This is a genomic window from Legionella sp. (assembly GCF_965140895.1).
Taxonomy (GTDB): Bacteria; Pseudomonadota; Gammaproteobacteria; order Legionellales; family Legionellaceae; genus Legionella.
The window spans coordinates 45,085-68,702 of the sequence record NZ_CBCSKT010000095.1; the positions used below are offsets into that span (position 1 = coordinate 45,085).

Here is a 23,618-nt window from a genome sequence, read left to right on the forward strand (position 1 = left end):
GGGCAATGTGATTTTATTTGGGTAGGTATTTATTTTTTTTTTAAATTTAAGAGACTCATTTTTCCAGGAACCAGTATATACTTGTACTTTTGGCCATAACCGGAACTTGAAAGCATGCCTGAAAATTGGGTTGAAATTAATGATCTGATCTTTACTCGAGAGAGTCGACGCATCTTCAATGGCATTAATATGACCGTGAAACGAGGTAAAATCACGGCTATTATGGGGCCGAGTGGTTCTGGAAAAACAACCTTATTGCAACTAATTGGTGCACAATTAACGCCTCATGGCGGTACCATTCAGGTTAATGGTCAAGATATCCATCAATTACCGCGCAAAGCATTATATGATGCACGTCGTGATATGGGTTTACTTTTTCAAAGTTCTGCTTTATTTACTCATCTTAATGTATTTGATAACGTCGCGTTCCCCTTAAGAGAACATACACAACTTAATGACTCTATGGTGCGTGACATTGTTTTGATGAAACTGCAAGCCGTAGGCTTACGCGGTGCCGCAGAATTAATGCCAGCACAATTATCCGGTGGGATGGCGCGCCGGGTTGCTTTAGCACGTACTATCGCTCTGGATCCCGAGCTCATGATGTACGACGAGCCATTTACTGGCCAAGACCCAATTTCATTAGGTGTTCTAGTACGTTTAATTAAGCGTTTAAACCAACTATTAAATACGACAACCATCATTGTCTCTCATGATGTTGAAGAGACCTGTTCTATTGCAGATTATATTTATCTGATTGCTGGGGGAAAAATAATAGGGGAGGGCACTCCTGAAGAGTTAGTCCGCTCACCTGAGCCTCAGGTCAAGCAGTTTATGCATGGAGAAGCTGATGGTGTGGTGCCATTCCATTATCCAGCCCGTCCTTATACAGAGGAGCTATTAGATGCTTGATTTGATTATGCGCTTGGGAAATCGTAGCACTCGCGCTTTACAAAATCTGGGTAGCTCTGGTTTGTTTTTGTTTTTGATGTTATTTCGCAAGCCCAGTATCAGCAAATTATGGCCTTTATTGCGTTATCAAATACATTTCGTTGGCGTCTTATCCTGTTTGATTATTGTTGTCTCCGCTTTGTTTATTGGCATGGTTGTGGGATTGCAAGGTTATAATACGCTGCAAAAATTTGGTGCGGCAACCCAATTAGGCCAACTGTTGGCATTAAGTATTGCCAGAGAACTTGGGCCGGTAATTAGTGCTTTATTATTTGCTGGTCGTGCAGGTTCAGCATTAACTGCAGAAATTGGCTTGATGAAGGCTACAGAACAGTTATCCAGCATGGATATGATGGGGGTAGACCCCTTAGGGCGAGTTATTTATCCTCGCTTTATGGCGGGCTTTATTACTTTGCCTGTCTTGGCATTAATTTTCTCTGCGGTAGCGATCTTTGGTGGCTACTTTATTGGGGTGCATTGGTTAGGTGTAGATTCTGGAAGCTTTTGGTCCAATATGCAGGCGGCAGTAAATTTTCGTATTGATGTACTCAGTGGTATCATTAAAAGTTTGGTGTTTGCTTTTGTTGTAACTTGGATTGCGGTATTTCAGGGGTTTGAGTGTGTGCCTACAGCAGAAGGTATTAGTCAGGCGACGACCAAAACGGTTGTTTATGCGTCGCTTGCTGTGTTAGGTCTGGATTTTTTGTTGACTGCAATGATGATTGGAGATTGGTAAATGAGTAAGCAACGTTACGTAGATGTGAGTGTTGGCCTATTTATGTTGCTTGGTTTGTTGGCCCTGCTGGTCATGGCAATGAAGGTTAGTAATATTTCTGATTTTATGTCTGATAAGAGTTACAATGTTACTGCGGATTTTACTGATATTGGTGGCTTAAAAGTGCGTGCACCAGTTACGGTTGCTGGGGTTAAAATTGGTGAAGTAACGCATATTGAATTACAACCAGGCGAACTTAATGCCAAGGTTACGATGCGTCTACAGAGCGATAAAAAAATACCCTATGAAGATTCTTCAGCACGAATTTTAACGCAAGGCTTGCTTGGTTCCAATTATATTAGTATTGTTCCCGGTTTTGACGATGATGCAAATCGCGAGCATCCTTATTTGCGCAATGGGGATGTAATTGCTAAGACTCAAGAAGCGGTGATTCTTGAAAATCTAATCGGTCAGCTTTTATTTAATATTAATAAAAAGTAATTACAATAAAATTAAGGTACGGACATGAGAATATTAAAAAATATTTTATTTGTTGTTGGCGTGATTTTATCACCTGTAATCATGGCCCAAAATTCACCGGTGCCCATGTTGGAACAAACTGCAAATGAAATTATTGCGACCTTAAAAGAAAATAAAACAAGCTTAAAAAATAATCCGGGCATTATTTATGCTGCGGTTGAAAAGCATTTATTACCTATTGTTGATGTCGCGGGTATGTCTCGTTCTGTTTTGGGCAGACAGGCTTGGATGAACGCTTCTGTGGCGCAAAGAGAGCAATTCTCTAAAGAGTTTACCCGCTTAGTTATTCGTACGTATTCCAGTCCTTTGACTCAATATTCTGATGAATCAGTGCAGTTTTTGCCACTTAGAGCGGCAACGAATACTCGTTTCCTTCGCGTTAATAGTGTGATTGTGCGCAGTGAAGGCCAAAATATTCCTTTAACATATAGCCTGGTTGATAAAAATGGCCAATGGAAAATTTATGACATTAGTGTTGAAGGGGTTAGCCTATTGCAAAGCTTTAGATCCCAATTTGCTCAAGTACTGCAAAACTCCAGTATGGATGAAGTGATCAAGCAAATGCAGCACAAACAATTAAAAAGGGCTTCTTAAGTGAAAACAGTTCATTTTAAGCCTATTGAACTTAGCTTCAAATCAGTAGTTGAGGTACGAGCTCAACTTTATAAGACTTTGATGGATGGTGCGAGTACTCACTTAGTTCTTAATCTAAGTGAGGTAACTCATTGCGATAGCGCAGGGATGGCGTTGCTTATCGAAGCCAGAAAGTTGTGCAAAAAAAATAATAAGACTTTCGAGATTATCGGTATGTCTGCAGAGACTGAGTCTCTAGCGGACTTTTGTGGTGTGAAAGATATTTTGGAAGTCGTTTAGAACCTACTCATTGTTATTAATTTAGCATCCCCGAGTAGACATAGGAAGCCACCACCGAATGCCTGCGACTTCAGCCAGTGTAACCTGGTTGCAAGGAACCATATTCGCCTAGGCCCCGAGGCTTTTATTTGCGGGACGTAAAATAGGCTGAGTAGACCCGGTTATGCTAATTTAACGGCACTGTAGATTTAATCGGTAGAAAACTGTATTTATTCTAATTTGTGAGCTAATTTTAATGGTAAGTAATGAAGAAATAGAACAAAAACTTAGATCTACTAACGAGGTTTTTCTCGTTAAAGTGGACGGGGACGGTTATCAATATAAGGTAACTGTAGTCAGTGACGTATTTTTAAATAAATCAAAAGTTGCTCGGCAGCAATGGGTATACGCGCAGCTAAAAGAATTAATTACCACTGGCAAACTTCATGCGATAAGCATGGATACGTGGACACAAGAAGAATGGGGGAGACAACATGGATAAATTATTAATTAACGGCGGTAAGGCATTACATGGTGAAGTGGTTATTTCCGGTGCAAAAAATGCGGCTTTACCTATTATGGCAGCCAGCTTACTTGCCAGTGACCATGTTACGATTTCGAATGTTCCCCATCTTAAAGACATCACTACCATGATGGAATTGTTAGGACAATTGGGCGCTCACTTGATTGTAGATGAAAAAATGAATGTTCAGGTTGATTCCGGTCAAGTGAATGAATTTGTTGCACCTTACGAGTTAGTTAAAACCATGCGTGCTTCTATTTTAGTATTGGGCCCCATGTTAGCACGTTTCGGTAAAGCCGATGTGTCCTTACCTGGTGGATGTGCGATTGGTACACGCCCAGTTGATTTACACCTAAAAGCATTAAAATCTATGGGTGCAGACATTACCGTTAAGAATGGCTATATCAACGCACGTTGTAAGCGTGGTCGTTTACAAGGTAAGCGTATTATGTTTGATACCGTAACCGTAACGGGTACTGAAAACATTCTTATGGCTGCGGCTCTTGCTGAAGGTACTACGGTAATTAAAAATGCTGCTCGTGAGCCAGAGGTAGTTGATTTAGCGAATTTCCTAATCCAAATGGGTGCTAAAATTTCCGGTGCTGGAACTTCAATTATTGAAATTGAAGGGGTTGAGGCACTGTCAGGTGGTACTTACTCTGTAATGTCAGATCGTATTGAGGCCGGTACTTATTTAGCTGCTGCTGCCTTGACTCGCGGGCATGTGACTGTAAAACGTGTACGTCCTGATACCTTATTATCACAATTATGCAAATTTGAAGAAGCAGGCGCGGAATTAACGATTGGCGAAGATTGGGTTAGCCTCAATATGAACAATTTGCGTCCTCAAGCGGTGAATATTTCTACAGCACCTTATCCTGCTTTTGCAACAGACATGCAAGCTCAGTTTATGGCTATGAACTCCGTAGCTGAAGGTTCTTCAACAATTGTGGAAACAATTTTTGAAAACCGTTTTATGCATGTTCAAGAATTACAACGTATGGGTGCTCAAATCCAGTTAAATGGAAATACGGCGATCATTAACGGAGTTGAAAAACTAACTGGTGCACCAGTAATGGCAACAGATTTACGTGCGTCTGCCAGTTTGATTCTAGCCGGTCTTGTTGCTGATGGGGAAACTACTGTAGAACGCATTTATCATGTGGATAGAGGCTATGAGCGTATCGAAGAAAAGCTCTCTCTATTAGGTGCGGACATCAAGAGAGTTTCTGATCGGTGATAACCCAAAAAGAATTAACCTCACACCTGCAACAGTTATTAAGCTGTGATCGTTTTAATGATTATGCGCCTAATGGCATGCAGGTAGAGGGTAAAGAACAGATTAAACGCATCTGTACTGCAGTAACTGCTTCTGAGGATGTAATTTCTCAAGCAATTGATTGGAATGCAGATGCTTTATTAGTTCATCATGGTTATTTTTGGCGTGGCGAATCCCCCGTCATTACGGGCATGAAGCGTCAACGACTGCAAAAATTATTAAGCCATGAGATTAATCTCATGGCTTACCATTTACCGCTTGATTGCCATCTTGAATTAGGCAACAATGCCTGTTTGGCAAAATTATTTGAAGTGAATTCAATACAAATGCATCGCATCGGCGGTACTGATAATTTGCTATGGTCAGGCCAATTAGCAACAACGATGACTAGTAACGAGCTTAGCAAATTTTTAGCGGTTAAATTAGGGCGACAGCCTTTGATGATTGAAGGCCATAACCGCAAGGTCAGCCGCATTGCTTGGTGTAGTGGCGCGGCTCAAGATTATATTGCAGAGGTAAGTCGTTTAGGTGTGGATGCTTATTTGAGTGGGGAAGTATCGGAACGTACCTATTATGAGGCGCAAGAATTAGGTATTAATTACTATGCTTGTGGGCATCATGCTACGGAACGTTATGGCATCCAGGCTTTAGGTGACTATTTAAGTTCTTATTTTGATTTAGAATATGTGTTTTTTGATAGCGCGAATCCGGTCTGAACTATTTTAATTCATCTCGAATTATCCAAGAATCTCATTAACCCTACCTTTTCTCATTCTACACTTGTACCACTTAGCCGCATAAGCTACCATGTGCTCATAATCGCTAATGGGCTGTTTTAATGAGCAATTTCCGGTACATAATACTTTCTGTTTTTTTATTTTGTTCCTTCCTGACGCATGCAGGCGCAGAAGCACAGAATAAAGCTTTTCGCAGTTTCTGGCATCCTACATACCAAGGCGAGCGTTTAAACTATTGCACAGTTGATGGGAAAGAGTGCGGTAAAGCAGTAGCTAATCGCTATTGTAAAATGATGGGCTACGAATCGGCCAATCAAAGCGTTATTGCATATAATATTGGCTTAACTAATTTTATATCCAGCAAGGCACAATGCAAAGGCTGGCGTTGTAATGGTTTTATGACCATCGGCTGTGTCACTCATATGTCACATACATCATCTAAATCCTACCATTACCGTGAGAAGCGTTATGTTGTCCCACGTTTTGATCATTATCGTGTAGATTGGTGTTACGATACGAAAAAAGAATGTGGTTCACGTGCCGCTAATTCTTTTTGCCGACGTATGGGATATATGCAGGCGAAGCATTTTGCTAAAGAAACGCAAGTTGCGGCAACGAAGACTATAGGTAGCCAAGAACTGTGTTTTGGTAATCAATGTGAGGCGTTTAAGCTGATTGTTTGTTATCGGTGAGTTATTCTTGATAATGTTAAGTACCGATTGTAACGAGTAGGCTGGATTTTTCAGCCCAGCCTTCATTCTCGAGATCCTTGATACTCCTCGAAATTTCTAGAATTCCCGCAGTTTGACCGTGGATGCCATCGATCTTACGACACCGTGGGGATTCTGCTGGTGGTTTGTCGATATTCGTAAACTAACTCATAGATTAGTACGTAGTTTTTGAAGCTCCACTGTCCAATTACTAACACAGAAGTCCTGGTTGCAAGCAACCAGGTGTTTTTTAATTCTTAGTAGTGGCTTAACTATTTTTTTTCTTCTTCAGACTTTGATTGGTCAGCGGCTTTCGTTTCTGTGGGTTTAGCTTCTTCGTTTGAATCAGATTGTGCACGCTGTTCTTTATAATCGTGGATAATCTGGGTAACACTCGTTTTAATATCCCCGAACAATTTACTTGTCATTGAAGCCAGCTCTTTGAGATCAGGCATTTTTGATTTTGGCTCGCTCATCGCTTGTCACTCCATTTGCTAACATCGGTTTAGGTAATGTGATTTAAGTATATACTAATAAATACAAATTTGCTGGTGAGTCAATAATTCCAGTAAAAGAAGTTGGGGCATAAATAGTGGTATGACGCTGCGTTAAATGAGTTTTAAATTACATAAAAAAGGTGTAGCCCGTATTAGACGAATTCGTAATACGGGAAGTTGATGCACGGATAGTTCCGCATTAGGATTAGGCCCAAGGATGCATAAATCTCATGGCCGGTTTAAGCAATTTATTTACTAAAGAAGTTTTCGGTGGAATGGATAATTTGAATACCTTATAGCTTGCTAGCTTGTCGATAAGGTAATCATCACTCGTAGCTAATTTATCAACAAGTTTTAAGTCTAAAGCATCCGTAGCTAACCAATGTTCCCCGGTAGCAATTTCATCCATATTCAACTGTTCGCGATTAGCAGCAACATACTTTCTAAATGCAGCATGTATTTTTTCCAAATCTTCCTGGAATTTCTTGCGGCCTTTTTCGGTATTTTCCCCAAACATGGTTAATGTGCGCTTATATTCTCCAGCAGTTAACAGTTCTACATCAACATCATGGTTTTTAAGCCAACGATGGAAATTAGGTATTTGTGCCACAACACCAATAGAGCCAATAATTGCAAAAGGCGCGGCAATGATGTGATTAGCAACACAGGCCATTAAATAACCACCACTTGCAGCAATTTTATCAATACTCACGGTAAGCGGGATTTTTCTGTCGCGAATACGTTGCAATTGAGACGCTGCTAAACCATAGCTATTAACTACCCCTCCAGGGCTATCCAAGCGGATTAAGACTTCATCTTCCGCGGTAGCAATTGAGATAACAGCGGTGATTTCATCGCGGAGCTGATCCACTTGTGATGCTTTTATATCCCCTTGAAAGTCAATCACATAAAGTGAAGGACGTTTGGGGTCTTTTTTCTTTTTACCTTTCTGTCTGGGTAATTTCTTTCCCAGAATTTCCTTGCTCATCAGTGAATGCAAATGCTCATAATGCTCATTTAAGGAGGTGACTTCTAATTTAGCTTTGGGTTTTCTGCTCATTGAGAAAAAGCCGGCAAAAACCACCAAAAAGGCAACAACCACAGTGATGGATTTTAAAAGGAATAAACCATATTGACTCAAGAATTCCATTGCAGTCCTTTCAAATAAATAAAGCCGGATTATGGCGGGCAATGGGGATATGTGCAAGTGCAAACAGCTTGAATCCTAAAAAAACCAGCGGAATCGCAATAGTGCTGATATTTAGGGCTTTTTCCTTATTTTCACAGGAGCCATTTTTGTTACGCAGCGATTGATGATTCACGTTGCGAATTGTCAACAGACAATGGTTTTAGTACCATGCATGCTTTCTCATAATGGCTCATATGTTCATGCTTGATGTAATTAATCTCGGCTTTGATTATCAAGAGCAACCTTTACTTAATAATGTTGCTTTTCATTTGCCCGCAGGAGGATTACTCCATCTTCAAGGGGCAAACGGTGCGGGAAAGACCACCTTACTTAAATTAATCGCTGGTTTATACCGTCCTGCTGAGGGAGAAATACGTTTTGCTCAGAAAGACATTCATCAGGATCTGGGAGAATATCAACGGAAAATATGTTTTGTGGGACATAAAACAGGGATAAATCCTAGTTTAACTTTAAGGGAAAACTGTTTGTTTGACTTGCACTATAAAAAACAGCCGATTGATGAATTAGCCACAATATTCAAGTTACAAGCTCATTTAGATTACCCATGTGCATTATTATCTGCTGGACAGCGCAGACAGGTCGGTTTATTACGCTTGTGGATGACCAATGCTAAATTGTGGCTGCTCGATGAACCGCTGGTTGCCTTAGATGATACAGCTTTAGAAATTATTATCACTAAAGTGGAAGAGCATCGAAAAGAAGGGGGGGCTATTCTATTGACCTCCCATCAAAAATTACCCATGAATCCAGCTACTTACCAGGAGCATAGATTATGAGCTCCGCTATTGCCTTATTCAAAAATCAATGTAAACGCGAATTATTAATTCAAGTAAGGCAGATTCGTTTTTTGGTTAACTCCTGCCTTTTTCTACTGATTTTCTTATTTATGTTTCCTTTAACCCTAAAACCGGAAGTGGAGTTATTAAGAACTATTGCCCCAGGCTTAGTGTGGATGGCAATCCTCTTATCCATGTTATTGTCTGCGGAGCGCTTATTTCAGCAAGACTATGAGCAGGGGGTGATTGAACAATGGTTGGTTTCAGGGCAATCATTACCCTTAATGGTTTGTGCTAAGGTGATTGCTCATTGGTTGTTTCTCTTACTGCCTTTGTTAATTTTATGTCCTTTAGTCGCACTATTATTTTCGCTAACCACCTGGGAAACCTGGATTTTGGCCCTGACCATTCTATGTGGTACGCCAGCTTTATTATTTTTATGTGCTTTGGTCGCAGCGTTCGGTGCTGGGAGTAATCAGCGGGGGGTATTGATGGCATTAATACTATTACCTCTAACCTTACCCTTGCTTATTTTTGGTAGTGGTACTTTGCATGTTGCTATGCAATCTTTACCGGTAAATGGTTATTTAGCCTTATTACTGGCGATGTCGGTGATTGCGGTAGGCTTTCTGCCTTATGCCATTACTGGGGTGATCCGAATCAGTCATGCAGAGTGATTACATATTGCCTATTTTGCGAAAGTACAGTTACATGATAAAATCTGTCTTTTTTTGGTTTCCTTTATTCCTATGTGGAAAATATTATATCAATTGGCTTCGCCAAAATCATTCTATGAATATACAGGGCGCTTGCTTCCCTGGCTTTCTTTCAGTGCAGTACTGACCTTAATCGTAGGAATTGTTTGGGGGCTGGCTTTTACTCCTCCTGACTACCAACAGGGTGATGCATTTCGTATTATTTACGTTCATGTTCCCAGTGCTTTTTTATCTATGGCACTTTACGGATGGATGGGTTTTTTGGCTGTTTTACTCTTGGTTTGGCGGATTAAAATCGCCGGTTTGCTGATTAATCAAGTGGCTCAATTTGGCGCATGCATGGCTTTTCTCGCTTTGGTTACTGGCAGCATTTGGGGTAAACCGATGTGGGGTGCCTGGTGGGTTTGGGATGCTCGACTAACCTCTGAACTGATTCTTTTATTACTCTATGCTGCGATTTTAGCGACCCATCAATCGGTAAAAAACAAAGAAGACTCTGATCGCATCATTGCTATTTTAACTTTAGTTGGTTTGATTGATTTGCCTATTATCCATTACTCAGTCTATTGGTGGAACACACTTCATCAAGGTTCTACTTTATCGGTGTTTGCAAAACCCAAAATTGACGGCAGCATGTTGTATCCACTTCTGTTAAGCATTATCGGATTTTTCTTATATGCATTGTGGATTATTTTGGAAAAAGCACGTCAAGAGCTGTTGCTTAGGGAAAAAAGACAAGCGTGGGTTAAGGTTCAATTTGAAGGGGAAGTTAAGTGAGTCAGTTTTTTGAATGGTTAACAATGGGTGGCTATTCCATCTATGTTTGGCCTGCTTATAGTTTAGTTTCGGTAGTCTTAGTGATGAACCTTTTAGGGATGAAATGGAAAAAGAAACAAACACGTCAAAAATTACAACAATGGTTTAAACGCTAATTATGAATCCAGCTCGTAAACGTAAGCTTTTGATTTTATTGTCTGCTTTTATTGTCTTATCTATAGCTTCGGGTTTGGTTTTATATGCCTTAAGACAAAATATCAGTTTATTTTATACTCCGACACAAATTGCAGAGGGCCAAGCGCCAGCAAAACAAGCCATTCGCGTGGGGGGAATGGTTGAAAAAGGCTCATTGGTACGAGCTAAAGAAGGCTTAAGGGTTGAATTTAGGGTCACTGATTTGAGGAAAACCGTGACTGTAGTTCATACCGGTATTTTGCCTGATTTATTCCGTGAAGGGCAGGGGGTTGTTGTGGAAGGACATCTGATTGATAACCAGCATGTGCAGGCAACTCGCATACTGGCAAAACATGATGAAAAGTACATGCCTCCTGAAGTAAAAGCGGCATTAGCGCCAAAGGAGAACTCATGATTGCAGAGCTAGGACTTTTTTCTCTTATTCTGGCATTAATGGCCTCTCTGGCTTTAGCCGTAATCCCATTAATCGGCTTGCAATTAAAACGGCCTGAATGGATGGATGCCGCAAAATCTTATGTTGTGGCTCAGTTTTTATTTATTGCACTGACCTACATTTTGCTTACGATTTGTTTTTTAAAAGATGACTTCTCTGTTATTTATGTGATGAGTAATTCCAGTGTTGCATTACCCTGGTTTTATAAGTTGTGCGCGGTTTGGGGGGGGCATGAAGGTTCGATGCTGCTTTGGGTTGCGATTCTGAGTTTTTGGACCTTGATGGTAGCCTGTTTTAGCTCAGGCTTAGATAAAGAAATGCGCACGCGTGTACTCGTTGTTTTAGGGTGGTTAAGCATCGGTTTTATTCTTTTTTTATTAACGACCTCAAATCCTTTTTTACGCCAATTCCAAGTATTAAATACTCAAGGGCGTGATTTAAATCCTTTATTACAAGACCCTGGATTTTTATTCCATCCCCCCATGTTGTACATGGGCTATGTAGGTTTTTCGGTCGCTTTTGCTTTTGCTCTTGCCGCGTTATGGGCTGGAAAAGTTGAAAGCAGTTGGTCTAAATGGACCAGACCTTGGACTTTAGCTGCTTGGTGTTGCTTGACTGCTGGAATTACTTTGGGTAGTTGGTGGGCATACCGCGAGCTAGGCTGGGGAGGCTGGTGGTTCTGGGACCCTGTTGAAAATGCTTCATTTATGCCTTGGTTAATAGGGACTGCTTTACTGCATTCTTTGGCAGTGACCGAACAGCGCCAGCAATTTAAAGCATGGACTATGCTCTTGGCAATTGCGGCTTTTTCTTTAAGCCTAATCGGTACGTTTTTAGTGCGCTCAGGGGTGCTTACTTCAGTGCATGCCTTTGCTGTGGATCCGCAACGAGGTTTATTCATTTTAGGCTTTTTATTATTAGTTATTGGTGGCTCTTTGTTGCTGTTCCTGTTTCGTGCGCAAACATTGCATGCAACGAATAACCCTAGCCCTCTATCTCGTGAAAGCGCCTTACTTTTAAATAATGTGTTTTTAGTAGTGATTATGCTCACCGTGCTCATGGGGACCGTCTATCCCTTATTGGTTGAAGGTTTGGGCCTAGGTAAATTATCGGTAGGGGCGCCATATTTCAATGCTGTGTTTGTTCCCTTAATGATTCCCATGTTGTTGCTGATGGGTTTGGGCATTCACTTAAAATGGCACTCCGATAGCTGGGGAGGTGTCTTCAAGAAATTATGGAGTGTGGCGGTACTGAGTATTCTCCTACCTTGCTCTTTATTGTTACTGACTCATCATGAGTTTGATGCTTCAGCCTTTTTGGGATTGGTTTTAGCAACTTGGATTGTGTTAAGTACCAGTAAAGCTGTACTTAAACGCATTAAAGAGCGTGGTGGTTTAACTCATGTTGGCCAAGCTTATTGGGGCATGGTATTGGCGCATTTTGGCGTTGCTGCCTCAGTGATTGGTATTGCGATTTCCACTGCTTACGGTGTGCAAGATGACGTACAAATGCAACCTGGGGAAAAAATTGATTTGGTTGGTTACTCTATTGAATTTGTAAACCAAAAGCCTTTAGATGGCCCTAACTATAAAGGAACACAGGCGCAATTTAAAATCAGTCATCATGACAAAACAAAGTTAATTTACCCGGAAAAGAGACTGTATACCATTGGTCAAATGGCAATGACTGAGTCGGCAATTGATGTAACTCCATTTCGAGACATTTATGTTGCTTTAGGCGAGCCTTTAAATGGTGACTCCTGGTCAGTTCGTCTTTATTATAAACCCTTTGTGCGCTGGATTTGGGCTGGTGGGTTTATGATTCTAGCCGGTGGTTTTTTGGCTTTGACGGACAGACGTTATTATCAAAAAAGACAAACAGCGGGAGCTTTAGCATGAGAAAAACAGGATGGAAAATAATTCCTATAGTGCTTTTTGTTTTATTGAGTATTTTTCTTTGGCGTGGGCTTTCTTTAAATCCCCGTAATTTGCCTTCAGTGCAAGTAGGAAAGTTAGTACCTGATTTTATCTTACCTGAATTGCATCGTCCGGAGTCCTCTTTTAGCTCTCAGAAAATTCGCAATCAAGTCGTTTTATTAAATGTCTGGGCTAGTTGGTGTGCCGCCTGTACTGATGAGCAAGTCTTTATGTTGCAATTAGCACGTGAAGGGGTGCCTATTTATGGATTAAATTATAAAGACAAGTCTGAAGATGCATTGCAATGGTTAAGCCAATGGGGGAATCCTTATAAGTTAGTGATGCAAGATCGCGAGGGGCGTGCTGCAATTGACTTAGGCGTTTATGGCGCACCAGAAACTTTTGTGATTGATAAAAAAGGAGTGATTCGTTACCGCCATGCTGGAGCAATGAATCAAGAGCTGTGGCAAAAAGAAGTCTTACCTTTAATCAAACAATTGGAGCAGATGGCATGAAGCGCTTGCAGTGGTCTTATGTTTTGCTTTGGTTGGTTTTAGTCCCTACTGGTGTTTGGGCAAATGGTATGTACCCTTTAAATTCAGCCAAAAAAGAGGCCCAATTTAATCATTTGTTAAAAGATTTACGATGCCTGGTATGCCAAAACCAGGATTTAGCAGACTCCAATGCGGAGCTGGCCAAGGATTTAAGAGGGCAGGTCTATCAGTTAGTGAAGGAAGGCAAGAGCGACAGTGAAATTACTGATTATCTTACCGCACGCTATGGAGACTTTATTTTGTTTAAACCGCCGGTTAAAGCAATAACTTATTTATTGTGGTTTGGCCCGGGTTTATTTTTAATTTTAGGTTTTTTGATTTTTTGGCGAACTTGTTTTGCTAAGAAAAAAATCTCAGTGAGTCCTTAATATGAATGAATGGTGGTTATTAGTGCTACTCGCTACGCTAACTCTGTTAGCTAGTATGGTAATTATTTATCCTTTAAGACGTCATTGGCTTGCTAGTTTATTACTGGTTCCAATTATTTTTATCCTGGCATTTTCTGGGTATTTCAATTGGGGTGGTTTTGCCAAGTGGCAGTACTATTTGCAAACTCAAGAAAAACAGCAAAAAGCAGATGCTATGCTTAAATCGATTAAAAGTCCTCAGGAGTTAATCACTAAGCTACGTGCTAAATTGGATGATACGCCTAAGAGCGCAAAAGGTTGGTATCTTTTAGGTCGTTTGTATACAGGTCAAGAAGAAAAACAAAACGCAGTAGATGCTTTTGCGAAGGCTTATCAATTTGACCCGAAGGATGAGCAATATGCGGTTAATTATGCGCACAGTTTGTGGGTATTAAATAATCGACAGTTTACCGAGCCAGTTACGGAAATTTTTGCTAATTTATTAAAAAATAATCCTAATCAACCCGATGCCCTGGCAATGATGGCGATGAATGCTTATGTAAGTGATGCTTACGAAGATGCTATTGGTTATTGGCAACGCTTACTTAAGTTAGCTCCCCAGCAGTCTGAAGAGGCTCAGGCGATTCGTAAGGCTATTGCGAAGGCTGAAGAGCAAATTAAGCTTAAAAAGGAAAGCTTGGATTGATGTAGATAATTAAATTTAATCACCTTCACGCGGTAGCGCGTTTCATTTGCGAGGGAATGCGATGGCGGCACCGTCAAGTTGACGTGACGGTGCCCATTGAAGTCCAAAGGAACTCGCGATCGCTTTTATAAGCTACAAATCTTTGGATTATTACTTAAGCATTGCTGCTCTGAAATATCATCTCTTATTATCATTGGCGACTTCTTTTCTAATCCTGTATTAAAAAAGCCAAGAATAGTCGGGGTATTGTGTGTTTCTGCATTAATAATAAGCGGATTCAGTGGAACTCGAGTTGGTATTACTCCATTGATAGCAATTTGATTACTTAATTCAGTCAGTATTTCACCTAAAATTTTCATTTCAGGAAACGTAGTTAGTTGAATCTTTTTAGTTAAATTTTTATACGAATCGACATTATCTTTGTTAAGCAAGCATCATTAAATATCTAGAATAAATTTGCATAGGCTTCATAATTAAAATTTATCTTCGAAATGGTTCTGCCCCCGTGGTAATACCAAATTAATTTTCTGGCTTGCTGTATAAGTTCTTCCATTTTCGTAAACGATTTACAGCCATATATTTTTTGCTTTCACCAAGGTGTTGTCGCATGCTTTACATCCCTTTTTTTCAAACCAATCGCGTAGTAAGTTAAGCTGCCACCCTGCTTCCTGATATCCATAATCTTGTGGGGTTTTACTCAAAAGCTCCTGGAGATGTCTCTCAATAAATGGCGCTTTTTTTGCCGGACGACCCGTGGGCTTGCGAGGAGTCAATCCTGATAAACCCTGCTTAACATAACGATTAAGCCACAGTCGAATCGTGATAATGTTCCTGTTTAAATGGTGTGATATTTCAGGGGCTGACATGCCTGATGCGGCTAACAATACATAATGCGCTCGTTCACCAATATTTGATTTTCGTTCAAGTCTCAATCGGTTTAACGCCGCTCGTTCTTCTTCCTTTAGCGATATCCTTATCATGACTCTTTAGGATCTACGTAATTTTGAGTAGGCTAAAGATATACCAAATCCCAGATTGGCACTAGATCATTAATGAAGACCGCTTAGAGGGCTGGTTGCGCAACTGCTCGTACTCATTATAATGGCTATGGTTTTATTCGTTCTTATCTCATCTTAAAATTCCTAAAAAAAATTTGTTTACGAACTCGTTGAAAAACAGGAGGTTACCTTTCAGGATTATTCCCAAGGCCAGAATCGGCCTATTTTGCTGATGACGGATACAAGGAGTCCTAGTATAATGGTTTATTTTGAATCATTGTTACATTATTTTGCCGCATATGCTCATTTAATGTCATCAACTATGGAAAAAAATTATGACGGATACAAACTCACCTAGCGCTGCTCAAGAACAAAAACTTCAAGTAATCAATTCGAACCATAAACGCTTAATGGAACTACAAAAATCGCTGGATGAAGCACTTGATGCCTTTGGACGTGATGCGAGCACGCTCACCCAAATAGCAACGTATTGGGGACAAAAACCGATTTGGCAACGCGTAGGAATCGGCATTACAGTGATTGTTCCCCTGCTGGCACTCAGCATCATTCTGCAATTTGCCGTATTATTTACAATAACTTTTTTTGTATCCACAATGTTCATTGGTGGGGATGTATTACTTACCTCACATCACCAGCTTCTTTCAAGAAATACGCAAAAATTCAAAGACATTGTGAGCAGCTTAAATAGCCTTCAGGTATCTCTTATAGAACTCACTGAAGAATTACATGAGCAATTCAAACAAGAAGTCGAGGCGCTAAGTAATGAAAACTTAAATTTAACCGACAATGTTGCTCTTCTAAATCAAGAATGCTTAACCCTGTCCTCCATAATAGAGCAATTAAGAATCAACGAACACCGTTTAAAAAATTTAGTAATCACATTAGAATCCTCTGTAGAGCAATTAAAACAATCCGCTGAAATTCAATCTGATTTGTATGAGCAAACCTTTGCTCAACTGGAAACGGTACGTCATGAATACGAACAAAATAAAATTCAGTTAGCAGAACACATTCAGAAAGTCACCCAAGTTCAAGCAGAGGTGGAGGCAGACCGCACCAAAACTCAAAAGACCATACAAATACTTACCAAGTCAGTCAGCTCACTGTCAAAAGTGCTCACGTTAGGGGAAGAGCAACGCGCCGCTTTTGAGAAAAATTTGACCTCTTATCTTGATGATAATTCCCAGAAATTTGAACGCGTTCTCGAAGTTCTTTCCCAAACGAGCACACAAACAGCAGCAACAACGGAACGGTTTACGGATTCAACCAACGACTTTCGTAGCTTGTTAAACGAACAAAAGCGACTTTTCGATAAAATAGAGACTCTTGTAGAACAACATAATGAAGCCGAAACATCCATGCTAACGCCTACCGCTAAGTTGGATATCTTTCCCGCACAAACTCCCTTTGGATTATTCTCAGAAAAGTCCCCTGCGCTGAATCCCTCCCAAGGAGAGCATAGAACGGCTCCAGAAATTGCCGTCCATTAACAACGTCCAAGTATCTTTTGAAGACAAACTACGACTTTAGTGATCGAAATTTCGTTTCGCGCCACCTTGTGAACCGATAAAATTCGTTACACTAGAGTCTGAAATGGAATTCGATGCAAATACATCTAACGCGGTGTTTATTTGCCCTGCATCCCAGCCCATAATGTCCATAAGAAACACGAATAAATCCTTTAATTTCTCGGGGGCCTGTGCCTTCATGACGACTGGTTTTGTCGCAAAAAGTTGTCTTCTGAGGTAGAGTTTGCATTTTTTCAAAGAAAGGTTACCGATGCTGAACTTCAAGTGGCGTCATTTTAAACAAGACATTATTTTGATGTTAGTCAGATGGTATTTGGCCTACTCATTGAGTTACCGTGATGTTGAAGAATTGGCTCTGGAGCGCGGACTTAAGGTTGATCACTCAACCATTAACCGCTGGGTTATTGAGTATGCTCCCAAGCTGGAAGAAATATTTCGCAAGCGGCACAAGCATCCTGTTGGTAGTTCCTGGAGGATGGATGAGACCTATATAAAGGCAAAGGGACAATGGGTGTATCTGTATCGTGCAAACGTGAGGCAAATCAAATACCTCAACAACATCGTGGAACAGAATCATCGATTCATCAAGAAAATCACAAAACCCATGAAGGAATTCAAGGCATTCCATTCAGCTAATTCCACGCTGGCTGGAATGGAGCTTCACCATATGCTTAGAAAAGGACAGCATTCTCAGGCTGGAAATCAATCCATCTTTGAACAGTTTTATGGACTCGCAGCATAAACTCGCCCAGCGTTTTTCCGTCTTGTGCCTGAAAAAATCTTTGCGACAAAACCATAATTTCTACGGTTTCTTCTGTTGGTGGATAATCTGGCGGGATCGTAATGTGTTCCTCTTTTAACAAGTCTTCTTGTATTTCCTGATAATGCTTTGGTGACATATTAAAAAAAGAATTGACGGTAATTCTCTGAGAATCAAGAACCTCTAAAACGCGTGTTGCAACGATGGATTGATTGGCTCTGATTATTTCGATTGCTTCCTTAAGTTTGACATTAAAATCATTTTTTTTCGTAGAGGTTTTATCCATAAAAATTTTAAAGAACATTCCTTTCTCCCTCTTGGTTTCTTATCGTTATTTAATTCAAGAGCATAAATTAAGGCTAGCCAAGCTTTATGAGATATTCCAATTTTGCGATCTTGTTTTGTTAATTTAAAGCTACAATTTCATAAGAAATCTGCTAGTCTTTAAGATAGACATCAGTATTTTAAGGAGAAAATGATGTATAAGAGGGTATTGTTTGCGACTGACTTTGATGCGGTTGGCGTATTGGCTGCCCATAAGGCAAAAAAAATTGCTGATGAAAATGGGGCTGATTTGATTTTAGTTCATGTTGTTGAACCTATTCCTGCCTACGCTTACCCTGGTTTTGCGGGCTTTGCTGAAGTGGAATTGTCTATTCGTGAACAAGCAGAAAAAGAACTGAATGAATTGGGCGATCAATTAGGGGTTGATGATCAACATCGCTTTATCGAATTTGGTTCAACAAAGAATGAAATACTAAGAGTGGCTAAAGAACGTAATATTGATTTAATTGTTACTGGTAGTCATGGAAAGCATGGCCTTTCTTTATTACTGGGTTCTACTGCTAACTCTATTTTACATAATGCGCAATGTGATGTCTTAATTGTGCGTTCTCAAGTAGCTGAAATCAAGTAAAAAATAGTTGCTATTTACCTTGGACGACAAAGCCGCTGATGCCCACATTCGGATGTATGAGGCCTTCTCTCAGCGACTTTGTCGTCTAATTTGAGTTCAAATCTGCCAAGTCTCAACTAAGTTTATAGAAACCTTTAAGTTAGAAACAGGAAATAGTAATTGTCTAACTATTGTTTCTTTTCCTTATCATTTCTCAATAAGCAAGAAAAGAAGTATACTATGACGTTTTAGTTTACCGATTGAATGATTCAATGAGATTGTTGCGTGGTGTTCACCATTTTTCTGTTTTTGATAAGGGCGTGGTTGCAACCCTTGGCAATTTTGATGGGGTTCATTTAGGACATCAACATTTAATTAAAACCTTAAGAGCTAAGGCAAATGCCTTGAATCTTCCTTTAGTTTTAATTTTATTTGAACCACAACCACGAGAATATTTTCAAAAGGAACAAGCTCCAGCAAGACTTTCTGGTTTAAGAGAGAAGCTGGATGTATTGCGTCGTTGTCAGGTTGACTATGTTTATTGTATTAAGTTTGATGATGCGTTTGCACAAACTACGGCAACTGAATTTGCACGTAATTATTTATTTTCTACATTAAACATAAAACATCTTCTTGTAGGCGAAGATTTTCGTTTTGGAAAAAACAGAGAAGGGGATGTGAACTTATTGCAGCAACTAAGTTCAGAGTATGCCTGTGATGTAGACGTTTATTCTGATTTTTGTATTAATGAAGATCGAATTAGCTCTACAAAAATCAGAACCGCATTAGATGCAGGAGATTTGGAAACTGCAGCTAAATACTTAGGTAGAATCTACAGTATTTGTGGACGAGTAGTCCATGGTGCACAACGTGGGCGTCAGTGGGGGATTCCTACTGCAAATATCGGCCTTCGACGTTTGTCTGTTCCTTTGCAAGGGGTTTATGCAGTAAAAGCTCGTCTTGCAACTCAGGAAATAGCATACGGGGTTGCTAATATCGGAAGGCGACCTACAGTAGATGGCACCAAGTGTGTTTTGGAGGTTCATTTATTTGATTTTGAACAATCAATCTATGGAGAATTAGTGCAGGTTTTTTTCTTGCACAAGCTACGTGATGAGGTTAAATTCACTTCGGTGGATGCTTTGATCGAGCAAATACGTGATGATATTGAGGTGGCGAAAACATTCGTCAATAACCTAACGATTTCGTAAAGTGGTGGTCAGTTATGGCAGAATATAAAGATACATTAAACCTTCCTAATACTTCATTTCCAATGAAGGCAAGCTTGGCAACACGAGAGCCAGAAGCTTTGGCCCAATGGCAGGAAAAGAAAATTTACGAACAAATTCGTAAAGCGCGTGCGGGCAGTAAAAAATTTATTCTGCATGACGGTCCTCCTTATGCTAATGGGCATTTACACTGTGGTCATGCTTTAAATAAGATTCTTAAAGACATTATTATCAAGTCTAAGTCGTTTAGTGGCTATGATGCGCCTTTTGTTCCAGGTTGGGACTGCCATGGTTTGCCGATTGAACTGAACGTTGAGAAAAAAATAGGTCGTGCTGGTGATAAGGTTTCTGCTCGCGAGTTTCGTGCAAAATGCCGTGAATATGCGGGTAGCCAAATTGATATTCAACGTGAAGAATTTGAGCGCTTGGGCGTATTAGGTGATTGGTATAATCCTTATGTCACAATGGATTTTCGCTATGAAGCCAATATTGTCCGTGCTTTAGGTTTAATGATTAAAAACGGGCACTTGCAACAAGGGTTTAAACCTGTGCATTGGTGTATCGATTGTGGTTCAGCTCTAGCAGAAGCAGAGGTGGATTACGAAGAAAAAACCTCTATTTCTATTGATGTGGCTTTTACTGCGGTTAATCCTGAAGAGTTTATCAGTCACTTTAATATCAAAGCAGATGTTAAAAAGGTGAGTGTCCCTATTTGGACAACAACTCCTTGGACCTTGCCTGCGAACGAAGCCGTATGTTTGCATCCTGAAATTGAGTACTCTCTAGTTGATGCTGGAAGTTTTTATTTAGTGCTGGCTACTGATCTTGTTGAATCAGCAATGGAGCGTTACGGAATCTCTGGATACACCATTAAAAGTTCAGTACAAGGTAAGGTGTTTGAACATTTAAAATTACAGCATCCTTTTTATAGTCGTGTTGTTCCTGTTGTTTTAGGTGATCACGTAACGACTGATTCCGGTACTGGAGCAGTACATACTGCACCAGCTCATGGTCCTGACGACTATTTAATTGGTAAAGCCTATAATTTACCTTTGATTAATCCAGTTAAGGCTAATGGATGTTTTGCTGAAGATGTAGGTTTATTTGCGGGGCAGCATGTATTAAAGGTCAATGAGCATGTTGTTGACGTATTGGCTGAGAATGGAGTTTTATTAGCGAACGGAACCATTCGACACAGCTATCCACACTGCTGGCGCCATAAATCCCCGATGATCTTTTTGGCAACGCCACAATGGTTTATCTCCATGGATAAAAATCAGTTAAGACCGGCAATTGTAAAAGAAATTGATACGGTTAACTGGGTTCCTGATTGGGGTAAAGCGCGTATTGGCAATATGGTTGAAAACAGACCTGACTGGTGTATATCAAGACAAAGGGCTTGGGGTACGCCCATGCCACTATTTGTACACAGTACTACTCGTGAACTGCATCCAAAAACTCTGGAGTTCATTGAGCAGGTTGCGGTGCGTATTGAGCAAGCAGGAATTGATGCCTGGTTTGAAATGGATAAAACAGAGTTGCTAGGCGATGATGCACCATTTTACGATAAAATTAATGACACGATGGACGTTTGGTTGGATTCAGGCGTAACGCATTATTGTGTGTTACAGCAAAATAAAGAATTGGCTTTCCCTGCTGATATTTATTTTGAAGGTTCTGATCAGCATCGTGGTTGGTTCAACTCCTCATTAACCACTTCTGTGGCGATGTATGGTGTGGCTCCGTATAAAACCGTATTAACTCATGGTTATACTGTAGATGCTGAAGGTAGAAAACTATCTAAGTCTAAAGGAAATTATGTTGCTTTAGATCAGATGGTTAATCAGCATGGAGCGGATATTCTACGTTTATGGGTAGCTTCTACCGATTACCGTCATGAAGTAAGTATTTCGGATGAAATTATTAAACGTAATGCCGATGCTTACCGTAGAATTCGTAATACAGCGCGCTTTTTATTAGCGAACTTATTTGATTTTGATCCTAAGGTAGATACGGTTGATGCTAAGGAGCTGTTGGAATTAGATAAGTGGGCTATTAAGCGTTGCCAGCTTTTACAAGAAGAAATTATTGCTGCTTATGAAAGTTATCAATTCCACGTGATTTATCAGAAGGTTCATAATTTCTGTGCTGTGGACATGGGTAGTTTCTATTTGGATTTAATTAAAGACCGTCAATATACCTGTGCAAAACAAAGCAAAGCACGACGTTCTTGCCAAACGGCGATGTATCACATCATCAGAGCATTTACTTTATGGTTAGCTCCCATACTGTCATTTACCGCAGAAGAGATTGTCAAGTTTATTCCTGGCTATAGCAATGAGACGATTTTCACTGAGCTTTGGTATGATGCCTGGCCTGCAGTTGAAGGTGTGGACATGGCAGAGTGGGAAGAGTTGCATGTGATTCGTGATGAAGTAAATAAGGCCTTAGAAGAAACACGACAAAAAGGAGAGATTGGTTCTGCTTTAGCTGCTGAGGTTTCTTTATACGCTGAAGAAGCTACCTTACCTAAATTAACTCGTTTAGGTGAAGAGTTACGCTTCTTACTTATTACTTCAGGAGCAACAGTACAGCCTATGAGCGCTGCTCCTGCTGGATTAGCGACCACTGAATATGGTGTTTCTATTTTAGTAGCGCCAAGCGCTCATGAGAAATGTGCTCGTTGCTGGCATCGTCGACCTGATGTAGGGCACGATGCAAATCATCCCGAACTGTGTTTACGCTGTGTTGGCAATATTAGTGGCCAAGATGAAATGAGGCAATTTATATGAAAAAATGGCATTGGTTTGCGCTAAGTATTTTAGTTATAGTTTGTGACCAGGCAAGTAAATACTGGGCTGGAGCTTCTTTAACTGCTTATAAACCAGTGCCCATTTTTCCTATGCTCAATTTCACTCTGGCATACAACACTGGTGCTGCCTTTAGCTTTTTAAATGGAGCAGGGGGCTGGCACCGTTGGTTTTTTGCTGGTTTTAGCTTAATTATGAGTGTGGTTCTTATTGTTTGGCTAATCCGTGCCTCCAGTAAAGATCGTCTTTTATGCGCCGGAATTAGCCTTATTTTAGGTGGTGCTGTTGGTAATTTAATTGACCGTGCCTTTTATGGTTATGTGATTGACTTTATCGATGTGTATTATCAACATCACCATTTTGCAACCTTTAATATTGCTGACAGTGCGATTTGTGTTGGCGCTGCATTTTTTGTATTAGATGTGCTTATAAATCGAAAATAATTAAGGTATATAGGTTGGTGCTGAGCACCAACCTATATCTAAGAGAGCGAGTTGCGTACATCGCTTTCCTTAGTAGTTTCACCATCCCTTTCTAAATTGTTTTTATCCTCATATGCTTCATTCTTATTAGTTACAGTGCATTTCTATTTTTCATGCGAAGATCACCTTTCCGAAAGGTTCTCTTTATATATTAAAAACATACGAAGCAAGGAATGTGGACAGATAAGTTATCTTATTCAGAGGAATGATATTACAAATGCTATTGCGTTAATTGATCATTCAAGAAAAGGATTTCTCGAACTCTTGGTAAGTAGTAAATTCAGTGGTGGGGCATCAATCATAAAATCACTGAACAATATCGAGTTCGATTTAAAAAAACACAAATAACCAATTTTCGAGATGCAATGAAGGGGTTTCGTGAATCCATTGTGTTACCCAACGAGCATTCTGAGGATAATTGTAATGCTAAACCAAGCCAATTTTAAATACTAAGTTAAAC

30 protein-coding genes are annotated in these 23,618 nt (G+C 40.1%); 24 read left to right on the forward strand and 6 right to left on the reverse strand.

Going from position 1 to position 23,618, the window contains the following annotated elements; genetic code table 11:
* The first annotated feature begins 114 nt into the window (after positions 1-114).
* From ACQY7T_RS10485 to ACQY7T_RS10525, 9 genes are all read left to right on the forward strand, one after another.
* Complete coding sequence (locus ACQY7T_RS10485; RefSeq protein ID WP_428413201.1) at positions 115-912, forward strand: ATP-binding cassette domain-containing protein; 798 nt, start codon at positions 115-117, stop codon at positions 910-912.
* Positions 905-1,687 carry a lipid asymmetry maintenance ABC transporter permease subunit MlaE gene (gene mlaE / locus ACQY7T_RS10490; RefSeq protein ID WP_428413202.1) on the forward strand — a complete coding sequence of 261 codons (783 nt, stop codon included), beginning with the start codon at positions 905-907 and terminating at the stop codon, positions 1,685-1,687. The genes ACQY7T_RS10485 and mlaE overlap by 8 nt, the downstream gene beginning before the upstream one ends.
* On the forward strand, positions 1,688-2,167 hold the full coding sequence (gene mlaD / locus ACQY7T_RS10495; RefSeq protein ID WP_428413203.1) for an outer membrane lipid asymmetry maintenance protein MlaD: 480 nt from the start codon (positions 1,688-1,690) through the stop codon (positions 2,165-2,167).
* Between the two features lie 24 nt (positions 2,168-2,191).
* A complete protein-coding gene (locus ACQY7T_RS10500) occupies positions 2,192-2,800 on the forward strand; it encodes an MlaC/ttg2D family ABC transporter substrate-binding protein (RefSeq protein WP_428413204.1) in 609 nt (202 codons plus the stop codon).
* On the forward strand, positions 2,801-3,079 hold the full coding sequence (locus tag ACQY7T_RS10505; RefSeq protein WP_428413205.1) for an STAS domain-containing protein: 279 nt from the start codon (positions 2,801-2,803) through the stop codon (positions 3,077-3,079). It abuts the gene before it with no gap.
* Positions 3,080-3,314: 235 nt separating this feature from the next.
* Positions 3,315-3,560, forward strand: a complete 246-nt coding sequence (locus ACQY7T_RS10510; RefSeq protein WP_428413207.1) for a BolA family protein — start codon at positions 3,315-3,317, stop codon at positions 3,558-3,560.
* Positions 3,553-4,821, forward strand: coding sequence for a UDP-N-acetylglucosamine 1-carboxyvinyltransferase (gene murA / locus ACQY7T_RS10515; RefSeq protein WP_428413209.1), 1,269 nt, complete (start codon positions 3,553-3,555; stop codon positions 4,819-4,821). Before ACQY7T_RS10510 ends, murA begins: the two co-directional genes overlap by 8 nt.
* The gene (locus ACQY7T_RS10520) at positions 4,818-5,576 is read left to right on the forward strand and encodes a Nif3-like dinuclear metal center hexameric protein (protein ID WP_428413211.1); all 759 of its coding nucleotides are present in this window, start codon (positions 4,818-4,820) and stop codon (positions 5,574-5,576) included. Before murA ends, ACQY7T_RS10520 begins: the two co-directional genes overlap by 4 nt.
* Before the next feature lie 122 nt (positions 5,577-5,698).
* Positions 5,699-6,289: a hypothetical protein gene (locus ACQY7T_RS10525; RefSeq protein ID WP_428413213.1), complete on the forward strand. Its 591-nt coding sequence runs from the start codon at positions 5,699-5,701 to the stop codon at positions 6,287-6,289.
* Positions 6,290-6,579: 290 nt separating this feature from the next.
* On the opposite strand, the gene ACQY7T_RS10530 is transcribed toward ACQY7T_RS10525, so the two are convergent.
* Positions 6,580-6,783, reverse strand: coding sequence for a hypothetical protein (locus ACQY7T_RS10530; RefSeq protein WP_428413215.1), 204 nt, complete (start codon positions 6,781-6,783; stop codon positions 6,580-6,582).
* Positions 6,784-7,009: 226 nt separating this feature from the next.
* Positions 7,010-7,954, reverse strand: coding sequence for a protease SohB (gene sohB / locus ACQY7T_RS10535; RefSeq protein WP_428413216.1), 945 nt, complete (start codon positions 7,952-7,954; stop codon positions 7,010-7,012).
* A 239-nt stretch (positions 7,955-8,193) separates the two neighbouring features.
* Between sohB and ccmA the strand changes: the two genes are divergently transcribed.
* The 9 genes from ccmA to ACQY7T_RS10580 all read left to right on the forward strand — a co-directional run bounded on the left by ccmA (position 8,194) and on the right by ACQY7T_RS10580 (position 14,434).
* Positions 8,194-8,790 (forward strand): heme ABC exporter ATP-binding protein CcmA, encoded by a 597-nt coding sequence (ccmA, locus tag ACQY7T_RS10540; RefSeq protein WP_428413217.1) that lies wholly within the window; start codon positions 8,194-8,196, stop codon positions 8,788-8,790.
* The gene (gene ccmB / locus ACQY7T_RS10545; RefSeq protein WP_428413218.1) at positions 8,787-9,467 is read left to right on the forward strand and encodes a heme exporter protein CcmB; all 681 of its coding nucleotides are present in this window, start codon (positions 8,787-8,789) and stop codon (positions 9,465-9,467) included. The genes ccmA and ccmB overlap by 4 nt, the downstream gene beginning before the upstream one ends.
* Before the next feature lie 72 nt (positions 9,468-9,539).
* Entirely contained in the window at positions 9,540-10,283 is a 744-nt protein-coding gene (ccmC, locus tag ACQY7T_RS10550) for a heme ABC transporter permease CcmC (protein ID WP_428413219.1), read from the forward strand.
* On the forward strand, positions 10,280-10,438 hold the full coding sequence (ccmD, locus tag ACQY7T_RS10555; protein WP_400186945.1) for a heme exporter protein CcmD: 159 nt from the start codon (positions 10,280-10,282) through the stop codon (positions 10,436-10,438). The genes ccmC and ccmD overlap by 4 nt, the downstream gene beginning before the upstream one ends.
* 2 nt (positions 10,439-10,440) lie before the next feature.
* Positions 10,441-10,872, forward strand: a complete 432-nt coding sequence (ccmE, locus tag ACQY7T_RS10560; protein ID WP_428413220.1) for a cytochrome c maturation protein CcmE — start codon at positions 10,441-10,443, stop codon at positions 10,870-10,872.
* The gene (locus tag ACQY7T_RS10565; RefSeq protein WP_428413221.1) at positions 10,869-12,809 is read left to right on the forward strand and encodes a heme lyase CcmF/NrfE family subunit; all 1,941 of its coding nucleotides are present in this window, start codon (positions 10,869-10,871) and stop codon (positions 12,807-12,809) included. Before ccmE ends, ACQY7T_RS10565 begins: the two co-directional genes overlap by 4 nt.
* Entirely contained in the window at positions 12,806-13,342 is a 537-nt protein-coding gene (locus tag ACQY7T_RS10570; protein WP_428413222.1) for a DsbE family thiol:disulfide interchange protein, read from the forward strand. The genes ACQY7T_RS10565 and ACQY7T_RS10570 overlap by 4 nt, the downstream gene beginning before the upstream one ends.
* Positions 13,339-13,749, forward strand: coding sequence for a cytochrome c-type biogenesis protein (locus tag ACQY7T_RS10575; RefSeq protein WP_428413223.1), 411 nt, complete (start codon positions 13,339-13,341; stop codon positions 13,747-13,749). Before ACQY7T_RS10570 ends, ACQY7T_RS10575 begins: the two co-directional genes overlap by 4 nt.
* Position 13,750: 1 nt before the next feature.
* On the forward strand, positions 13,751-14,434 hold the full coding sequence (locus tag ACQY7T_RS10580) for a tetratricopeptide repeat protein (protein ID WP_428413224.1): 684 nt from the start codon (positions 13,751-13,753) through the stop codon (positions 14,432-14,434).
* 125 nt (positions 14,435-14,559) lie between these two features.
* Here the strand turns inward: ACQY7T_RS10580 and ACQY7T_RS10585 are convergent, their stop codons facing one another.
* Together ACQY7T_RS10585 and ACQY7T_RS10590 are read right to left on the reverse strand one after the other, a co-directional pair.
* The gene (locus tag ACQY7T_RS10585) at positions 14,560-14,793 is read right to left on the reverse strand and encodes a hypothetical protein (protein ID WP_428413225.1); all 234 of its coding nucleotides are present in this window, start codon (positions 14,791-14,793) and stop codon (positions 14,560-14,562) included.
* Between the two features lie 207 nt (positions 14,794-15,000).
* Positions 15,001-15,414: a helix-turn-helix domain-containing protein gene (locus tag ACQY7T_RS10590; RefSeq protein WP_428413227.1), complete on the reverse strand. Its 414-nt coding sequence runs from the start codon at positions 15,412-15,414 to the stop codon at positions 15,001-15,003.
* Positions 15,415-15,767: 353 nt separating this feature from the next.
* Here ACQY7T_RS10590 and ACQY7T_RS10595 point away from each other — a divergent pair, with 353 nt between their 5' ends.
* The gene (locus tag ACQY7T_RS10595) at positions 15,768-16,943 is read left to right on the forward strand and encodes a hypothetical protein (protein WP_428413228.1); all 1,176 of its coding nucleotides are present in this window, start codon (positions 15,768-15,770) and stop codon (positions 16,941-16,943) included.
* 36 nt (positions 16,944-16,979) lie between these two features.
* On the opposite strand, the gene ACQY7T_RS10600 is transcribed toward ACQY7T_RS10595, so the two are convergent.
* Positions 16,980-17,162, reverse strand: a complete 183-nt coding sequence (locus ACQY7T_RS10600; RefSeq protein ID WP_428413229.1) for a hypothetical protein — start codon at positions 17,160-17,162, stop codon at positions 16,980-16,982.
* A 70-nt stretch (positions 17,163-17,232) separates the two neighbouring features.
* Here ACQY7T_RS10600 and ACQY7T_RS10605 point away from each other — a divergent pair, with 70 nt between their 5' ends.
* Positions 17,233-17,724, forward strand: a complete 492-nt coding sequence (locus ACQY7T_RS10605) for an IS6 family transposase (RefSeq protein ID WP_428413231.1) — start codon at positions 17,233-17,235, stop codon at positions 17,722-17,724.
* Here ACQY7T_RS10605 and ACQY7T_RS10610 read toward each other — a convergent pair.
* The gene (locus ACQY7T_RS10610) at positions 17,654-18,046 is read right to left on the reverse strand and encodes a hypothetical protein (protein WP_428413232.1); all 393 of its coding nucleotides are present in this window, start codon (positions 18,044-18,046) and stop codon (positions 17,654-17,656) included. The genes ACQY7T_RS10605 and ACQY7T_RS10610 overlap by 71 nt on opposite strands.
* Before the next feature lie 174 nt (positions 18,047-18,220).
* On the opposite strand from ACQY7T_RS10610, the gene ACQY7T_RS10615 reads away from it, so the two are divergent.
* The 4 genes from ACQY7T_RS10615 to lspA all read left to right on the forward strand — a co-directional run bounded on the left by ACQY7T_RS10615 (position 18,221) and on the right by lspA (position 23,119).
* Positions 18,221-18,658, forward strand: coding sequence for a universal stress protein (locus tag ACQY7T_RS10615; RefSeq protein ID WP_428413337.1), 438 nt, complete (start codon positions 18,221-18,223; stop codon positions 18,656-18,658).
* A 251-nt stretch (positions 18,659-18,909) separates the two neighbouring features.
* The gene (ribF, locus tag ACQY7T_RS10620; protein ID WP_428413233.1) at positions 18,910-19,848 is read left to right on the forward strand and encodes a bifunctional riboflavin kinase/FAD synthetase; all 939 of its coding nucleotides are present in this window, start codon (positions 18,910-18,912) and stop codon (positions 19,846-19,848) included.
* A gap of 14 nt (positions 19,849-19,862) precedes the next feature.
* Entirely contained in the window at positions 19,863-22,658 is a 2,796-nt protein-coding gene (gene ileS, locus ACQY7T_RS10625; RefSeq protein WP_428413234.1) for an isoleucine--tRNA ligase, read from the forward strand.
* A complete protein-coding gene (gene lspA / locus ACQY7T_RS10630) occupies positions 22,655-23,119 on the forward strand; it encodes a signal peptidase II (protein WP_428413235.1) in 465 nt (154 codons plus the stop codon). Before ileS ends, lspA begins: the two co-directional genes overlap by 4 nt.
* The last annotated feature ends 499 nt before the right edge of the window (positions 23,120-23,618 follow it).

Coding starts and splice junctions, on each gene's coding strand:
- ACQY7T_RS10485 (WP_428413201.1), top strand. CDS start 115: ATGCCTGAAAATTGGGTTGAAATTAATGATCTGATCTTTACTCGAGAG.
- mlaE (WP_428413202.1), top strand. CDS start 905: ATGCTTGATTTGATTATGCGCTTGGGAAATCGTAGCACTCGCGCTTTA.
- mlaD (WP_428413203.1), top strand. CDS start 1,688: ATGAGTAAGCAACGTTACGTAGATGTGAGTGTTGGCCTATTTATGTTG.
- ACQY7T_RS10500 (WP_428413204.1), top strand. CDS start 2,192: ATGAGAATATTAAAAAATATTTTATTTGTTGTTGGCGTGATTTTATCA.
- ACQY7T_RS10510 (WP_428413207.1), top strand. CDS start 3,315: ATGGTAAGTAATGAAGAAATAGAACAAAAACTTAGATCTACTAACGAG.
- murA (WP_428413209.1), top strand. CDS start 3,553: ATGGATAAATTATTAATTAACGGCGGTAAGGCATTACATGGTGAAGTG.
- ACQY7T_RS10525 (WP_428413213.1), top strand. CDS start 5,699: ATGAGCAATTTCCGGTACATAATACTTTCTGTTTTTTTATTTTGTTCC.
- ACQY7T_RS10530 (WP_428413215.1), bottom strand. CDS start 6,783: ATGAGCGAGCCAAAATCAAAAATGCCTGATCTCAAAGAGCTGGCTTCA.
- sohB (WP_428413216.1), bottom strand. CDS start 7,954: ATGGAATTCTTGAGTCAATATGGTTTATTCCTTTTAAAATCCATCACT.
- ccmA (WP_428413217.1), top strand. CDS start 8,194: ATGCTTGATGTAATTAATCTCGGCTTTGATTATCAAGAGCAACCTTTA.
- ccmB (WP_428413218.1), top strand. CDS start 8,787: ATGAGCTCCGCTATTGCCTTATTCAAAAATCAATGTAAACGCGAATTA.
- ccmC (WP_428413219.1), top strand. CDS start 9,540: ATGTGGAAAATATTATATCAATTGGCTTCGCCAAAATCATTCTATGAA.
- ccmE (WP_428413220.1), top strand. CDS start 10,441: ATGAATCCAGCTCGTAAACGTAAGCTTTTGATTTTATTGTCTGCTTTT.
- ACQY7T_RS10565 (WP_428413221.1), top strand. CDS start 10,869: ATGATTGCAGAGCTAGGACTTTTTTCTCTTATTCTGGCATTAATGGCC.
- ACQY7T_RS10570 (WP_428413222.1), top strand. CDS start 12,806: ATGAGAAAAACAGGATGGAAAATAATTCCTATAGTGCTTTTTGTTTTA.
- ACQY7T_RS10575 (WP_428413223.1), top strand. CDS start 13,339: ATGAAGCGCTTGCAGTGGTCTTATGTTTTGCTTTGGTTGGTTTTAGTC.
- ACQY7T_RS10580 (WP_428413224.1), top strand. CDS start 13,751: ATGAATGAATGGTGGTTATTAGTGCTACTCGCTACGCTAACTCTGTTA.
- ACQY7T_RS10585 (WP_428413225.1), bottom strand. CDS start 14,793: ATGAAAATTTTAGGTGAAATACTGACTGAATTAAGTAATCAAATTGCT.
- ACQY7T_RS10590 (WP_428413227.1), bottom strand. CDS start 15,414: ATGATAAGGATATCGCTAAAGGAAGAAGAACGAGCGGCGTTAAACCGA.
- ACQY7T_RS10595 (WP_428413228.1), top strand. CDS start 15,768: ATGACGGATACAAACTCACCTAGCGCTGCTCAAGAACAAAAACTTCAA.
- ACQY7T_RS10600 (WP_428413229.1), bottom strand. CDS start 17,162: ATGAAGGCACAGGCCCCCGAGAAATTAAAGGATTTATTCGTGTTTCTT.
- ACQY7T_RS10605 (WP_428413231.1), top strand. CDS start 17,233: ATGCTGAACTTCAAGTGGCGTCATTTTAAACAAGACATTATTTTGATG.
- ACQY7T_RS10610 (WP_428413232.1), bottom strand. CDS start 18,046: ATGTTCTTTAAAATTTTTATGGATAAAACCTCTACGAAAAAAAATGAT.
- ACQY7T_RS10615 (WP_428413337.1), top strand. CDS start 18,221: ATGTATAAGAGGGTATTGTTTGCGACTGACTTTGATGCGGTTGGCGTA.
- ribF (WP_428413233.1), top strand. CDS start 18,910: ATGAGATTGTTGCGTGGTGTTCACCATTTTTCTGTTTTTGATAAGGGC.
- ileS (WP_428413234.1), top strand. CDS start 19,863: ATGGCAGAATATAAAGATACATTAAACCTTCCTAATACTTCATTTCCA.
- lspA (WP_428413235.1), top strand. CDS start 22,655: ATGAAAAAATGGCATTGGTTTGCGCTAAGTATTTTAGTTATAGTTTGT.